Here is a 13,959-nt window from a genome sequence, read left to right as displayed (position 1 = left end):
AGACAACATCAAAATGAAAAAGGAGGCTAATTACCTCCTTTTTCAAATATTAATTAGTCAGAAAATATATAGCAATTTATTATTTCCACTCAAACTCACTAAAAGATTCATCTTCTTTCAAGGTATTTTCAACTGCCTGAGCCAATTGATTCAATAAACTCTGCTCTGTAATTCGATCTAGCCAATCCTGCTCTTCATCCGGGTACGAAGTAATTTCACAAACCAAGTGCCCTTCTGCATCATGACTCTGGCAAGTAACGGATAAAGGCAAAGATTGATTGTCTACACTTACCGCAACCTGATCACCACTTTGTGACAAGGTCTGAAAACCGTATTGACCCAACTCTTTAGATAAAAGATCTGCAACATATTCCTGAGTTACATGGCAATCATTGGATTGCTGCGACACATGATTATGCTTTTCACAGTTTGCTGTAAATTGTAATTTTCTCATCTCTACATCCAAAGGTATTTTTCTTGTATGATTTTAGAATAAGCAATAAAAGCAAAACAGCCAAGCAAAAGCTTGGCTGTTGTTTAACAAATATACAAAATTAGACTAATTACTCACTCACTTGAATGGTTAAACCTGCTTGATTTGCGAGTTCCGTGAAGGTCGGGAAACTGGTTGCTACGGTTTCAGTACCCACAATTTTAATTTCACCCGAAGTACGCAAACCTGCCATCGAGAAACTCATGGCAATACGATGGTCGTGATGCGATTCAATTTCACCACCGGTGAAGATTGCAGACCAGTCGCCTGACTTACCCTTACCTTCAATAATGATGCCATCATCGGTTGGCGTGCAGTCAATGCCCATGGTTTTTAAACCATCTGCCATCACCTGAATACGGTCTGACTCTTTGACGCGAAGTTCCGCAGCACCAGTCAAAATAGTTTGACCTTCGGCACAAGCCGCAGCGATAAATAAAGCCGGGAATTCATCAATCGCCAATGGCACCTGATCTTCCGGCATATGAATACCTTTTAAAGTACGTGTGCCGCGAATACGAATATCTGCAATCGGTTCACCACCGGCAATGCGTTCATTTTCTACAGTTAAGTCAGCACCCATCTGTTTCAGGATTTCAATCACACCGGTACGTGTCGGGTTAATCCCCACTGCTTCCAAAGTTACATCGGAACCTTCAGTAATGGCAGCACCGACCATAAAGAACGCCGCAGATGAAATATCGGATGGTACCTGAATGTCAGTGCCGACCAGCTTGCCGCCACCTTGCAGTGAAATGCGGTTGCCTTCTGTTTTTACCTCGTAACCGAATGCACGCAGCATACGTTCAGAGTGATCACGGGTTGGTTCTGGTTCAGTGACTACAGTTTCACCTTCCGCCCATAGACCTGCCAGCAAAATCCCTGATTTCACCTGAGCTGATGCCATCGGCAAATCATAGTGAATGCCTTTAAGATTTTGGCTGCCAGTGATTGAAATTGGCGGTGTACCACGTTCACCGGTGGTTTGAATCTGCGCACCCATTTCACGTAAAGGCTTCGCAATACGTTCCATAGGACGTTTAGACAATGATGCATCACCGGTCATGACTGAATCAAACTTCTGTGCAGACAACATGCCTGAAAGCAGACGCATAGAAGTCCCCGAGTTGCCCATGTATAAGGCACTTGCAGGTGCTTTTAAACCATTCATACCTACGCCATGAATGGTTACTTCACCATTTTTAGGCCCTTCAATGCTCACACCCATATCACGGAATGCCTGAAGCGTCGCTAAAGCATCTTCACCTTCCAAGAAACCTGTAACATGCGTGGTGCCTTCAGCAATCGCACCAAACATGATGGAACGGTGTGACACAGATTTGTCACCTGGCACGGTAAATTTACCTTTAAATGTCTTATCACCCGGCAAAATGGTAAATTGTTGTGTCACTTTATCGTTCTCCATCAAAGGTTTTTTAGCGAGCATATGATTGAAGTGTTGTCGTGCCGCTTGTGCATGCTCCAACAGTCCGATCAATGCCTTGGAATTTTCATCTTCAATCAGTTTTCGAATTTGAGCCAGTTGCTGCTCAAAACCGTCCACAGCATTCAAAATGGCTTTTTTATTGGCAAAAAAGATATCATGCCACATTTGCGGATCACTTGCCGCAATTCTGGAGAAATCACGAAAGCCCCCTGCAGCATAACGAAAAATGTCCAGGTTATCTTCACGATTCGCCAGTTGTTCCACCAGGTTAAAGGCCATCAAATGTGGAAGATGGCTGGTATGGGCCAGCACTTCATCATGCTTTTCCACATCCATGCAAATCACTTCCGCTTTTGCGGCTTGCCACAATTGAACCAGTTTATCCACGGCCCAGTCGCCACTGCTTGGAAGCGGTGTCAAAATCACTTTATGGTTGGCAAATAAATCAACCTTACCTGCGTGTACGCCAGTATGTTCTGCACCTGCAATCGGATGACCCGGTACAAAACCTGCCGGCAGGTTTTCACCATATACCGCTTTTGCAGCATCGACCACATTACCCTTGGTACTACCCACATCGGTAATAATGGTTTTTTCTGACAGATAAGGCTTGATGGTTTGCAGCACTTTTTGCGTTGCGCGTACAGGCAAAGCCAAAACCACCAGATCGGCACCTTGCACGGCATCGACAGGATTACTATAGCCTTCCTGAATCAGGCCAAGTGCTTTTGCATCATCCAGTGTTTTTTGTGAACGTGTAGAAGCAACAATTTGCTTTGCCAATTTTTCAGCAATAATCACACGAGCCAGACTTGAGCCAATCAGCCCAAGTCCAATAAAGGCAACTTTTTCAAACAGTGGCTGAGACATGGCTTAAGCTTTTTCCTCTACACCATTTGTTTCCAAATCCAGTACTTTGGCAAGTGCTGTCAGGAACTTGGCATTTTCAGCTTCAGTACCAATGGATACACGAAGATGATTTGCAATACCGACAGGACGCACAATGACACCTTCTTTCAATAATGCATTAAACGTTTGCGCAGGATCAGCCTGTACATCGACCAAAATAAAGTTGGCACGTGAAGGTACATAATCCAGACCAAGAGCCGCAAAACCTTGTTCAAGCTGCTTCATGCCCGCTTTATTGACAATACGCGATTGTTCAATAAAGTCTTCATCTTTCAATGCCGCGACAGCAGCCACCATCGCCAGATGATTGACGTTAAATGGCTGACGAATACGGTTCAGGTAATCAGTCACTTCAACTGATGCCAATGCAAAACCAACACGTAATGCTGCCAAACCATAACATTTAGACAAGGTACGGCTAACAATAATGTTTGGATATTGCTCAAGGAATTTCAAGCTGTTGAAGTTTTCCGGGAAATATTCCACATAAGCTTCATCCAGCACCACAATCACATTGGCCGGAACTTTTTGCATGAAAGCTTCAAATTCAGCTTCTTCAAACCAGGTTCCAGTCGGGTTATTTGGATTGGCAATAAAGACCAGTTTAGTATTGTCTTTAATCGCAGCCGCCATGGCATCCAGATCATGAGCAAAACCTTTGGCCGGCACTTCAATCGCTTCTGCATTAATCGCTTGAGTCACCAAAGCATATACGGCAAAAGCATGCTGGCTATAAATTACCGAGTCTTTCTCTGAAACGAATGCGCGGGCAAACATTTCCAGCAAGTCGTTTGACCCATTACCTAAAGTAATACGGTCAGCAGTTACACCAAATTGTGCCTGAATCTGGTCTTTCAAGATAAAACCACCACCATCCGGATAGCGACCAATTTCTGCCAGTTCAGCTGCAACAGCCTGTTTGACTTTGTCAGAACACCCCAACGGATTTTCGTTCGAGGCTAATTTGACGATATCAGTAATCCCTAACTCACGCTCAAGTTCACTAATAGGTTTACCTGGTTGATAAGGCTTTAACTTTGAGATGCCTTCATTGGCAGGGACAAACGACATGTTACTCTTCCAGCTATTTCAAGTGATAAAAGGGATCAGCTTAAAATTAAGCCGATCACCAGAGTGATTTATAAAACTGCAATCGGATATGAACCCAATACTCGAACTTCTTTGACTAAAGGACGAATTTCTTCAATCGCTGCTTTGACATTGTCCTGATCGACATGGCCTTCCAGGTCAATAAAGAACACATAGGCCCATTTTTCTGGCAATGCAGGACGAGTTTCAATACTGGTTAGACTAATGTTGTGTTTGGCAAAGGGTGCTAAAATTTCAAGCAAAGCACCGGCACGGTCATGTGCAGAAATTAATAATGAAGTTTTGTCATTACCACTAGGCGGCACTTTTTCACGGCCAATCACCAAGAAACGGGTGGTATTTTCCGGGTTATCTTCAATATTGCTGTGCAAGATTTCTAGGTCATAAATATTGGCAGCTACTTCTGACGCAATGGCAGCGGAATGCCATTCATTGCGAATACGGCGTGCAGCTTCGGCATTAGAACTTAGGGCTACACGTTCCACGCCTGGATAATGAGCATCTAACCATTTACGACATTGTGCCAAGGTCTGCTGATGGGCATAAATCTGTTTGATGCTGTCTTTACGGGTATTCGATGACACCAGGAACTGGTGATGAATACGCAATTCAACTTCACCAATCACGTTTAAGTGCGAAGATTTAAAACAGTCCAAAGTATGGTTCACCACACCTTCAGATGAGTTTTCTACTGGCACCAGACCATAATGCGCACTACCCGCTTCTACTTCACGGAACACTTCATCAATGGTAGGCAGTGGACGGACAATGGCATCCTGACCAAAATGTTTTAGTACTGCCGAATGGGTATAAGTACCCACAGGCCCCAAAAACGCAATACTTTGTGGTGCTTCCAGTGCTAGACACGCAGACATGATTTCACGGAATAAACGCGCCATAGTGACGTCAGACAACGGGCCTTCATTACGTTCCATAACATTACGTAAAACTTGTGCTTCACGTTCAGGACGGTAAAACAATGGATTCTCTTCAGCAGCAAATTTTGCTTTTGCGACAGCTTCAGCCAGTTTTGCTCTTTTATTAATAAGCTGTTGAATCTGTTGGTCTACAGAATCAATATCCTGACGGATTTGAGCCAGATCAAGAGAAGTCGATGTGTTTTGATCGTCGTTGATCATTGTTATGTTGCCCTTCAAAAACGTTATGCAAACAGTATAACAATAGTTAGCTTTCAAATGTTGCGCAATAAGACTTTGATTGATTCAGCCTTAAAAACATACAGTTGATTTAATCAGCAATTTTATTGCTTATGTTTTTGCAATAATTTTTTAAAATTGATGATCTTTTGCCAATTTCATAACAATCGGGCAAGCACTGTACATTTTTAAATCGAGAGCCATGATGTCAATTTTATGTCATTCCGTTAAATAAATTTATCGGTATTTGCAAATAAGATCATATTTTAAAGCTCTTAATCATAAGACTTTTTTCTTTCATTTTTTTCGATTTCAATGTCTTTCATTGGCAGATTTGATCATTGTCAAGCCACAACATTTGCTAGATGTTTAAAAGCGAATGTCAGGACTGACATACAAAACCAAAAACAATTTAAAAAGACTAATTTAAGGATATGTAATGAGTCATTATGCACAGCGCCCTTGGGAAAAGCATCTGCCACCTTCACTCCATGGCTATCAACTTCAACCGGATCAAGTCCGAGCTAATCTGACAGAATTACTCACCCACACTACGGCTCATTTTTCTCAATCACCTGCATTCAGTGTGGTTTTGCCTGTAGGTTTAAGCAAAACGCTCACCTTTCAAGAAATTGATGACCTTTCCACCACATTTGCCAATTACTTGCAGCATCATCTCATGTTGAAAAAAGGCGATGTGGTCGGTTTACAAATGCCGAATTCCTTGCACTATCCGATTGCAGTCTTTGCCTGCTGGAAAGCAGGATTGATCATTACCAATATTAATCCACTTTATACGCCACGTGAACTGGATTACCAGCTCAGCGACAGTGGCGCAAAAGCCTTGATTGTTTCGGATTTATTCTTAGCAACTTTTGAAAAAGTCATTGAAAACAACTCTGCACTGAAATCACTCGCATTAATTACAGCAAGTTTAAGTGAATTTTTTGCTGAACCTTATCAAGGGATGATTGCACAAAAGATGCAGGCCGATGCCGCAGCCCAAGGTCGCTCACTACAACCTTCTGTGCCCTATTGCACTTTTAGCGATGCCTTGCAGATTGGAGCAACTTTAGCCGCCCACACCCCGATTCAACATGATATTGCCTTATATCAATACACTGGTGGAACTACAGGACGCAGCAAGGGTGCGGTGATCAGTCATCAAAATATCGCATCCTTGGTGAAAATCACCGGTGATTATTTACGTGCCCATCAGTCAGAATTTAACAGTCAGGACTGCATTTTAACCGCAATTCCGCTATACCATATTTTTGCATTTAGCGTAAATTTCCTGATGTTCTTTGAAGGTGGAGCACATAACCTGCTCATTCCATCACCCCGCCCGGTCAGCAACCTGAAACCGGCATTCGAACAGTTTAAAGTCACCTGGTTAACCGGTGTAAATACCTTATATGCAGGGCTTTTGGCAGAGGACTGGTTCGTGCAAAATCCACCACAACTGACCTGTGCGATCTCAGGTGGAACGGCGCTACGTCCCGCTACCGCACAAAACTGGAAAGCCAAAGTGGGTACCATTATTGAAGGTTTTGGCATGACTGAAACCAGTTGTGCTGCCTTACTGCATCCACCAATCAGTGAAATTCGTCAAGGCTCTGTGGGTTTTCCCCTGCCAGGTTCAGACATCAAAATCATTAATGATGATGGTCAGGAAGTTCCCTTAGATGAAGCCGGCGAGTTGTGCATTAAAGGACCGCAAATTGTCTTGGGCTATTTGAATCGTCCAAATGAGACCACCGAGACTTTTGTTGATGGTTGGTTACATACTGGGGATATCGCCAAAGTCGATCAGGACGGGTTTTGTTATATCTTAGACCGTAAAAAAGATATGGTGATTGTGTCCGGCTTCAATGTTTATCCTAATGAAATTGAAGCCATACTGGTCGAGCATCCTGAAGTGCTGGAAGCAGCTGTAATTGGCATACCGGATGAACAGACCGGAGAGTCGGTCAAAGCATTCATTACCTCAAGTAACCCAAACCTCTCAAGTGATCACATTCTAAAACACTGTAAAGAAAACCTGACTGCATACAAAGTCCCAAAATCTATAGAAATTTTGAACGAGTTACCTAAGTCAACCGTCGGAAAAATTCTGCGCGCAGAACTCAGACAAATCCATCAATAAAAAAATATTGATAGATTTTAATTAATTACAAAAATTTAAATCAGCTCCCAGAGTTAAAAATCTGGGACTTTTTCTTTTGCAAGAGCAATTTACCAAACTGCATCACAAAAGTTTAATGTTTGCTCTATAGTCTTTTAAATAAAGCAATTCGGAGAATAAAAATGTCAAAAAGAATCGCCGTTTTACTGACCCATGATTTTGAAGATGTTGAATATCTAGAACCGGTGCAAGCCTTCCGCGCTGCTCGCCATAGTGTTTTAAATATTGAAAACAAAGCAGGCAACATTGTCTATGGTCATAAGCGAAAATCAGCCGTCACCATCGACCAAAGTATAGATGATGTAACAGTGCATGATTTTGATGCCTTACTTATTCCTGGAGGATATTCTCCCGACCGACTTCGTGGTGATGACCGTTTCGTGGATTTTGTGCGAAAATTTGCCAATGCACAAAAACCCATTTTGAGCATCTGTTATGGCCCGCAGTTACTGATTACGGCCAAAGTTGTAAAAGGCCGCTTAATGACCACCATTAAAACTGTCGCAAAAGACCTGATTAATGCAGGTGCAGTCTATTATGATGTCGGTGTGGTCAATGATAACAATCTGTATATCTCATCGCGCTCACCTGACGATTTACCTGCTTTTATTGAAGAAAGTTTAATGGTTTTAAGTCAATAAAAAAGCACCCTTCAAAGTCAGACCTGGTGTCCAACTTTCAGGGTGCTCATCTTTTCGACTATTTTTTATTTCAGGTTCTTATTCATTCATTAGCGGCCCAATAAGCTACGTGCCACAATTTCTTTCATAATTTCATTGGTGCCACCATAAATTCGCTGAATACGGGCATCTACAAAGAAACGTGAAATTGGATATTCTGTCATATAGCCATAACCACCAAACAGCTGTAATAAATTATCCGCTATTTTCATCTGCATATCGGTTGCAAAACTTTTTAAAGCTGCGGCAGTTTCGACATCCAGTTTACCTTGCATATATAACTCAACGTTTTGGTTATAAAAAGCAGCAGTCGCCTGTTCCTCTATTTTTGCCTGAGCCAGAACAAAACGGGTATTCTGGAACTGGCTAATTGGCTGACCAAAGGCTTGTCGTTCTTTGACATAAGCAATAGTGACATCAATTGAACCGCGAATGGCACCAATGGCTGTTGCAGCAATCGCGGTGCGCTCACGTGGCAATTCCTGCATTAAATAGGCAAAACCTTGTCCTGGCTGACCCAGTAACTGATCTTTAGGCACCTTGATATTATCAAAGAACAGTTCTGAAGTATCTTGTGAATGCAAACCAATCTTGTTGAGGTTGGTGCCTTTTTTAAAACCTTCCAGATGGGTATCTAAAAGCAATAAAGACACGCCTTTTGCCCGGGCCTGCGGATCAGTTTTAGCTGCTAACACCACCAGGTCAGCATGTTGACCATTGGAAATAAAGGTTTTGGAACCATTCAAAAGATAGTGATCTCCCTGCAAGATGGCATTGGTACGCATCGCCTGCAAGTCTGAACCGGCGCCTGGTTCAGTCATACCAATCGCACCCACTACTTCGCCCGTGACCATTTTTGGCAACCAGTACTGCTTTTGTTCTTCCGAACCAATATGCAAAATATACGGTGCTGCAATTTCAGAATGACATGAAATCCCGGTAGACAGCGCACTAAATCCGGCACGTGCAGATTCTTCTACCAACATCAGTGAATAATGGGTTGGAACACCATAACCGCCATATTCTTCCGGTACATCCACACAGAGGAAACCATTTTCTCCGAGCAGATTCCAGACAGAACGAGGCATAATGCCTTCCTGTTCCCACTGTTCATAATGCGGTGCAATATGTTCATTCATAAAGCGTTTGAAATTGTCGCGGAATAATTCTAAATCAGCATCATAAGCCAACATATAGCGTCCTTGTCTTTCGTCATTGTTATTTCTTTTACTTTCCCATCCTATTCATTTTATTAGATGCTGTCATGAGCTATAACCATCTTATTTCATGACTTTAGGGTCAATAAAAAAGGAAGCCGCAGCTTCCTTTTTAAAATCAGAATCGATTAAGCGTGTGCTTGAGTCGCTTCTTCTTGCATTTTTTTGTCAACCATTTCCGGGTTGTTTAATGCTTCATTTAATTGGGCTGTATCTAATTGGCCAACCCATTTTGCAACGACAATTGTTGCCAGTGAGTTACCCACCAGATTGGTCAAGGCACGTGCTTCAGACATGAAACGGTCAATCCCCAGAATCAATGCCAAACCTGCTACAGGGATATGCCCTACAGCAGACAATGTTGCCGCCATGACAATAAAGCCAGAACCTGTTACACCTGCCGCACCTTTAGAAGAAATTAACAACACCGCTAAAAGTGTAATTTCATGTGCTAAATCAAGCTGAGTGTTGGTTGCCTGTGCAATGAAGATTGCAGCCATGGTTAAATAGATTGAAGTACCATCTAGGTTAAATGAATAACCTGTAGGAATCACCAGACCAACAACTGACTTTTCACACCCGGCGATTTCCAGTTTTTTCAACATGCGTGGAAGCACGGATTCAGAAGATGATGTACCCAGTACAATCAATAACTCTTCACGAATCATACGGATCATTTTCAGGATGCTGAAACCACAGAAACGTGCAATCCCACCCAATACAATGAAGATGAACAACAAACAGGTAATATAGAAACAGATGATTAATTGAGCTAACTGAGCAAGTGAACCAATACCATATTTACCAATCGTAAATGCCATCGCACCGAACGCACCGATAGGCGCAAGTTTCATAATCATATTTACGATGTTGAAGAACACATGCGAAATTTGATCGATGAATTTAAGGACGGGTTTACCTGCATCGCCCAATTTATGTAATGCGAAACCAAACAGTAATGCGAATAAAAGGACCTGAAGAATTTCACCTTCAGCAAAGGCACCCACCACCGTATTCGGGATGATGTTCATGAAGAAATCAACGGTCGATTGTGAAGCACCCGATTCCACATACTTGCTGATACCTGAAGTATCTAAAGATGCGGGATCAATGTTCATCCCTACACCCGGTTTTGCAATATTAATCACCAGCAAACCGATAATTAATGCCAGTGTTGAGACAACCTCAAAATAAAGCAGCGCAATACCACCTGTTTTACCAACAGATTTCATGCTTTCCATACCTGCGATACCACTCACGACAGTACAGAAAATCACGGGTGCAATAATCATTTTGATGAGCTTGATGAAGGCATCACCTAATGGTTTTAATTGCTCGCCCAAGCCTGGAACACTTTGCTTAACGCCGTCAACGATTACAGATGAACTTGGGTAAAAATGCCCAACAATCACACCTAAAATGATGGCAACAATCACTTGAAAATACAGTGACTTATAAATTGGTTTCTTAGCCATAACATTACTTCTTTAGATATTTCAGCACTAGAAATATTCAGTTTTTGCCTATTCTTACGAATACACAGCCTTTAATCCTTTTGTATTCATCACAAAAGAACATACAAAAAGTATTGAGTAAGCTCAAATACTGGGATATAAAACAAAAAAATCATAAACTTATCATGATGAATGAATTGAATTTATAAAAAATCCACCTATTCGGTCACACATGCTGATAAGCAAATCTACATAATTTTACCTAATGTTAAATTTTACCTAATTTTTATTTATTGATGCGGTCTATATTGTTAAGTTTGTTTAAAATATCACCACTACTCATTAGACATTAGTCGAAATAACTAAAGTTACTTTTATTTAAATTAGGCTGAAATATTTACCTTATCTTTATAAACTATTATCCATCCCATTTTCCGTTGCCAAGAAATACTCCTTATGCAAACCAAAAGAAATATCTACAAAGATGCTGAACATCCTTTCGCACAATATGTCCGTATTATAGGCAAAGGAAAAAACGGTGCCCGTTCGCTGACTTTTGACGAAGCCTATCAGGCATTCAGCATGATCCTGAAAAATGAGGTTTTGGATGTTCAACTGGGGGCTTTCCTCATGCTACTGCGTGTTAAAGAAGAATCTGTAGATGAACTGGCTGGCTTTGTACAGGCCACCCGTGATCAACTCAATTTCAAGGCATTAGATGTAGACTTGGACTGGTCATCTTATGCCGGCAAACGTAAGCATTATCCATGGTTTTTATTGGCAGCACTGACCTTGGCACAACACGGCTATAAAGTCGTGATGCATGGCGCATCTGGACATACCATTAACCGCCTTTATACCGAACAGGTTCTGGAATATCTTGGTTATCCAATTTGCCAGAATGACAGCGATGTGGAACAGCAGTTACAGCAACGCAATTTTGCTTATATGCCCTTAGCAGCGATTTCACCTATTTTGAGCGATCTAATTTCTTTACGTAATGTGATGGGCTTGCGCTCACCGATTCATACTTTGGCCCGTTTGATTAATCCATTTAATGCCAAAGCTACTATGCAGGCTATTTTCCATCCGGCTTATCGTACTTCACACCAGCAGGCTGCATTTAAACTGGGCTATCAAAATAGTGCAGTCATTAAAGGTGAAGGTGGTGAATTTGAACGTAATCCGGATGCCAAAACCTTAATCTGTGGCATTAAAAATGGTGAACTGTACGAACATGAATTACCGAAATTGACCGAAAACCGTAGTCCTATTGAAGAAGAACTGGATTTAGCGGTTTTTAAAGCGGTGTGGGAAGGCAAGCAACATCATGAATATGGCGAAATTGCTGTCACTGAAACCATGGGAATTGCTTTATACACGATGGGAGCCTGTACTTCTTATGAAGAAGCGATGTTAAAAGCCAAAGAGCTATGGCTAAATCGAAAAGTTATTTGATTGGGTTTGTCGATAAATGCCTGAGTAAGTGATGCTCTATTTTGCCTTATTTTTTTCAGACTTTAAAAATAGCATTTAATCACATGAGATCGGCAGGACGCCGATCGTTGTGCTGTGATACAAGGATGTATCATCAGCACAACAAAGGGTTTTGTTTACTTTTGCCCTGTCAAAAGTAAAACCTTGCCTACACAAAGTCTCCTGAAGGCTTGAGGCTTCATGTGGCCGTGATACACATCAATTTAAGTCGGCCACCAATAAAAAAGACACCGTAGTGTCTTTTTTATTATAAAGAAATACTTAAACAAAACGAATCGGCTTGAATTCTTCGTCTTGCTGAGGATCATGAGAATCGCAGTGTTCATCTTCTTCCTTGGTACCACGATCAATATAGCCGCTACGTTCAGTTTCAGGTAAATTTTTCATTTCCCAAGCATAAACCGCCTGCATACAGATTTGACGTTGCTCTTGCGTAAGTGCTACGCCATTCGGCCATTTACCAATTTCCACTGCTGTCTTTAAACGCGCAACAATTTCAGGATCGAGTACGGCCAGCATTTGTTCAATATTCATCATTTAATCCTGCTGTTGTAAAGAGTCAAAATCTTGGTTCCAACCCAGTTTGGTACGACAAGCAATATAGAAATCATAACCGGGTGGATGAAGGAGATTCAATTTAAATGGATGTTTACGGATATGCAAACTATCCCCAACACTGAGTGAAACGCTGTGTTGACCGTCGGCACTGACCATTGGTAACACACGGTTTTCACGAATGATAATCTTAATTTCACTATGCCCACCAACCACAATAGGACGCGAAGACAAGGTATGCGGATGCATTGGCACCAAAGAGATGGCATCCATGCTTGGATGGACAATCGGTCCACCACCAGAGAGCGCATACGCAGTAGAGCCAGTAGGCGTCGAAACAATCAAACCATCACTATGCTGACGATAGACATATTGACCATCAATATTAAGTTCAAAGTCAATCATATGAACCGACTTGCCGGAATGTAAAACCACATCATTCAAGGCAATCGCATCATAAATACTTTCACCTTTGGAACGGATTTCCATTTCTAGCAAGAAACGGCGGTCGAGCTGAAACTCGCCTTTCAACACTTGATCCAGCTTAAAAATAACTTCGGTCGGCTTGATATCGGTTAAAAAGCCCAAACGTCCCCTGTTGACCCCAATGACAGGGGTATTATGTCTCACCAGGGCGCGTGCTGCATGCAGTAAAGAGCCATCACCACCCACCACAATCACCAGATCAACCACTTCACCTAGTAAACTGCGGCTTACGGTTTGAGTATTGTTATAAGGGACTAAAGCTGCTGTTTCCGAATCAAAAACAGGATGTAAACCTAAACTTAAAAGATGGTCATGAATAAGACTTAAAGTTTCCACGACGGAGGATTTATCTGGACGGCCTATTAATCCAATGTTCCGAAAAGTTTTATGTGAAATTTGCACCTGGGTCATCGCTCCGCTACGATTCCTGCCTATCATAGCATTAACCCTGTTCATTTTAAAAAACTTTAAGTTCAGATTGCACGGACAATCTAGCGAATTCAAAGACTCAGGCCAGATTTTAGCCCGCTCTTCAGATCACTTTATTGGGTAGTCTGCCATGACTAAAATCAGCATGGTTTTTTAGAGTAAAAGTCACCCGATTGATAAAATTGCTTTTATTGGAACAACTTAGATGCTTAACACTGTTGACTTGCTTTAATATGCGCATATTATTTGCAAATACTGTTTTAATACTAGAAATAATATCTTTTATAAAATCAAAGACTCATTACAAATATTTTGTGCAGTTTATTATTATATTTTATCT

General features: G+C 41.7%; 11 protein-coding genes. 3 read left to right on the top strand and 8 right to left on the bottom strand.

The features are described 5' to 3' along the window. Window positions 1-79: 79 nt before the first annotated feature. The 4 genes from ACE01R_RS00120 to pheA form a co-directional block, all read right to left on the bottom strand. The gene (locus tag ACE01R_RS00120; protein ID WP_395543904.1) at window positions 80-454 is read right to left on the bottom strand and encodes a hypothetical protein; all 375 of its coding nucleotides are present in this window, start codon (window positions 452-454) and stop codon (window positions 80-82) included. A 109-nt stretch (window positions 455-563) separates the two neighbouring features. Further along, complete coding sequence (locus tag ACE01R_RS00115) at window positions 564-2,810, bottom strand: bifunctional prephenate dehydrogenase/3-phosphoshikimate 1-carboxyvinyltransferase (protein WP_395543903.1); 2,247 nt, start codon at window positions 2,808-2,810, stop codon at window positions 564-566. Window positions 2,811-2,813: 3 nt separating this feature from the next. Beyond that, window positions 2,814-3,920, bottom strand: a complete 1,107-nt coding sequence (hisC, locus tag ACE01R_RS00110) for a histidinol-phosphate transaminase (protein ID WP_395543902.1) — start codon at window positions 3,918-3,920, stop codon at window positions 2,814-2,816. A gap of 68 nt (window positions 3,921-3,988) precedes the next feature. Further along, window positions 3,989-5,098, bottom strand: coding sequence for a prephenate dehydratase (pheA, locus tag ACE01R_RS00105; protein WP_395543901.1), 1,110 nt, complete (start codon window positions 5,096-5,098; stop codon window positions 3,989-3,991). A gap of 457 nt (window positions 5,099-5,555) precedes the next feature. On the opposite strand from pheA, the gene ACE01R_RS00100 reads away from it, so the two are divergent. Next, a complete protein-coding gene (locus ACE01R_RS00100; RefSeq protein ID WP_395543900.1) occupies window positions 5,556-7,262 on the top strand; it encodes a long-chain fatty acid--CoA ligase in 1,707 nt (568 codons plus the stop codon). 161 nt (window positions 7,263-7,423) lie between these two features. Next, entirely contained in the window at window positions 7,424-7,942 is a 519-nt protein-coding gene (locus ACE01R_RS00095) for a type 1 glutamine amidotransferase domain-containing protein (protein ID WP_395543899.1), read from the top strand. 89 nt (window positions 7,943-8,031) lie between these two features. Here the strand turns inward: ACE01R_RS00095 and ACE01R_RS00090 are convergent, their stop codons facing one another. Together ACE01R_RS00090 and ACE01R_RS00085 are read right to left on the bottom strand one after the other, a co-directional pair. Further along, window positions 8,032-9,174, bottom strand: a complete 1,143-nt coding sequence (locus ACE01R_RS00090; RefSeq protein WP_395543896.1) for an acyl-CoA dehydrogenase family protein — start codon at window positions 9,172-9,174, stop codon at window positions 8,032-8,034. A gap of 152 nt (window positions 9,175-9,326) precedes the next feature. Further along, window positions 9,327-10,673 (bottom strand): dicarboxylate/amino acid:cation symporter, encoded by a 1,347-nt coding sequence (locus ACE01R_RS00085; protein WP_395543893.1) that lies wholly within the window; start codon window positions 10,671-10,673, stop codon window positions 9,327-9,329. 435 nt (window positions 10,674-11,108) lie between these two features. Between ACE01R_RS00085 and ACE01R_RS00080 the strand changes: the two genes are divergently transcribed. Next, window positions 11,109-12,110, top strand: coding sequence for a glycosyl transferase family protein (locus tag ACE01R_RS00080; protein ID WP_395543891.1), 1,002 nt, complete (start codon window positions 11,109-11,111; stop codon window positions 12,108-12,110). A gap of 300 nt (window positions 12,111-12,410) precedes the next feature. Here the strand turns inward: ACE01R_RS00080 and ACE01R_RS00075 are convergent, their stop codons facing one another. Both ACE01R_RS00075 and ACE01R_RS00070 read right to left on the bottom strand, forming a co-directional pair. Then, on the bottom strand, window positions 12,411-12,683 hold the full coding sequence (locus ACE01R_RS00075) for a YeaC family protein (protein ID WP_395544327.1): 273 nt from the start codon (window positions 12,681-12,683) through the stop codon (window positions 12,411-12,413). Between the two features lie 3 nt (window positions 12,684-12,686). After that, window positions 12,687-13,628 (bottom strand): NAD(+) kinase, encoded by a 942-nt coding sequence (locus ACE01R_RS00070; protein WP_086199634.1) that lies wholly within the window; start codon window positions 13,626-13,628, stop codon window positions 12,687-12,689. Window positions 13,629-13,959: the final 331 nt, after the last annotated feature.

The organism is Acinetobacter sp. BSP-28, assembly GCF_044130285.1.
GTDB lineage: Bacteria > Pseudomonadota > Gammaproteobacteria > Pseudomonadales > Moraxellaceae > Acinetobacter.
This window is presented reverse-complemented; position numbering and strand designations above follow the sequence as displayed.

Coding starts and splice junctions, on each gene's coding strand:
- ACE01R_RS00100 (WP_395543900.1), top strand. CDS start 5,556: ATGAGTCATTATGCACAGCGCCCTTGGGAAAAGCATCTGCCACCTTCA.
- pheA (WP_395543901.1), bottom strand. CDS start 5,098: ATGATCAACGACGATCAAAACACATCGACTTCTCTTGATCTGGCTCAA.
- ACE01R_RS00080 (WP_395543891.1), top strand. CDS start 11,109: ATGCAAACCAAAAGAAATATCTACAAAGATGCTGAACATCCTTTCGCA.
- ACE01R_RS00115 (WP_395543903.1), bottom strand. CDS start 2,810: ATGTCTCAGCCACTGTTTGAAAAAGTTGCCTTTATTGGACTTGGGCTG.
- ACE01R_RS00095 (WP_395543899.1), top strand. CDS start 7,424: ATGTCAAAAAGAATCGCCGTTTTACTGACCCATGATTTTGAAGATGTT.
- ACE01R_RS00120 (WP_395543904.1), bottom strand. CDS start 454: ATGAGAAAATTACAATTTACAGCAAACTGTGAAAAGCATAATCATGTG.
- ACE01R_RS00075 (WP_395544327.1), bottom strand. CDS start 12,683: ATGAATATTGAACAAATGCTGGCCGTACTCGATCCTGAAATTGTTGCG.
- ACE01R_RS00090 (WP_395543896.1), bottom strand. CDS start 9,174: ATGTTGGCTTATGATGCTGATTTAGAATTATTCCGCGACAATTTCAAA.
- hisC (WP_395543902.1), bottom strand. CDS start 3,920: ATGTCGTTTGTCCCTGCCAATGAAGGCATCTCAAAGTTAAAGCCTTAT.
- ACE01R_RS00085 (WP_395543893.1), bottom strand. CDS start 10,673: ATGGCTAAGAAACCAATTTATAAGTCACTGTATTTTCAAGTGATTGTT.
- ACE01R_RS00070 (WP_086199634.1), bottom strand. CDS start 13,628: ATGATAGGCAGGAATCGTAGCGGAGCGATGACCCAGGTGCAAATTTCA.